At 64.5% G+C, this 1,297-nt stretch carries 1 protein-coding gene and 1 pseudogene; both read right to left on the reverse strand.

Annotated elements, in window-relative coordinates:
* Positions 1-412: pseudogene (locus JDV09_RS26270) on the reverse strand (hypothetical protein); the annotation flags it as partial.
* A gap of 556 nt (positions 413-968) precedes the next feature.
* Entirely contained in the window at positions 969-1,199 is a 231-nt protein-coding gene (locus JDV09_RS26275; RefSeq protein ID WP_221372062.1) for a hypothetical protein, read from the reverse strand.
* Between the last annotated feature and the right edge of the window lie 98 nt (positions 1,200-1,297).

Below are 1,297 nucleotides of genomic sequence, written 5' to 3' on the forward strand. Positions count from 1 at the left end.
CCATGATCTCTGGACGCGCTTCGTGTACGCGGTCGGCGGACGCGTCGAGAATCTCCCGCATCCGTCCGGCGTTGCTGGTGTGCCCTTCCATGATCTGCACGAACCCGGCGTCGTCGGAGCCGCCGCCCATCCATTGGGTGACGTTTGGGCAGTCCATGACTGTGACCGGGCCGTCGAAGCATTCCTCCATTTCGGCCCACCAGGCGCCCTGTTCGGGGCGCTCGCTGTTGCGCCGTGCAGCTTCTTGGGACTCGAAGCGGGCGAGCGCGATGAAGGTGCCGTCGTCGCACGTGCCGGCGGTGGTACCGAGGTAGCCGGTGGCGCCCGGCTTGAGTTCTTCGTCCCAACGGTCCATACACCGCTGGAGTCCGTCCGGATCGGACACCATTCCCTGAATGAGTTGGATGAACATGATTTGTTGCCTCCGCTGCGGATCGGCCGCAGTGAGATCATCAGCCTGGTCGACCCGTCGCAGGTCCCGTCGTCAACCGACAGCCTGTGGCCGCAGCCACTCCGATGACAATCGTGCTCCGCAGGTCCGGGTGGCGCAAGACCTCGAACGACGCCTCTAGACGCCGCGGTGGCGGCCGGCGGGGAATGGTTCGACCGCTGCGTCCAACTAGCGCGAGCCAGCTTCATACCCCCGTGACGTTGACGTCCAGCATCTGTTGCCAATCGTCGTCGCGAACCTCCAGCACGTTTCCCGCCGATCCGACCCCCTGGGTTTGGCCACGACGATGTCGAGACCACCAAAGTGGGACTGAGCGGCGGCAACAGTCGCCCGCAAGTGTTCGTCAACGCTGGTATCTCCGGGCACGGCCCCGCTAACGGACCTGAAGCCCACGACATTGGTGCTGATGCGAGGCGCATCGTTCACCGGCGACGGCGCGGCGCAACCATTTGGGCCGGCCGCCGGCTACACCGAGCTTGCCGCACGGTAGTCAGGCCCCCGGCTCGTTCGCCGGCTCCTAAGCAGTCTCCCGCGATCGGACCTCCACCTCATTGATCCCTCGGCGCACCTGGTCGGCCAGATACCATTCCTCACTGCTGTGCGCATCGTGCAGGGCCTTGCCGACTGCCGACTTGGCATCCTTGAGGTGTACCCGGCGTTCGTCGCCGACCGTGGCGATGGCATCCAGCACCGCAACCATGGCCTCCTGGCAGGCGCTGGCGAAGCTGGTGAAATTCTTGACTGTCATCTTGCTCTCCCTAGCCTCTAAAACAACTTCGCTAGGAACGTGATTCCGTTACCAACGGAGAGTGCCGGGGGCAGATTCGTTCTCGGCGGCAACGAAGC

It is taken from the genome of Mycolicibacterium xanthum, from assembly GCF_019710635.1.
GTDB lineage: Bacteria > Actinomycetota > Actinomycetes > Mycobacteriales > Mycobacteriaceae > Mycobacterium > Mycobacterium xanthum.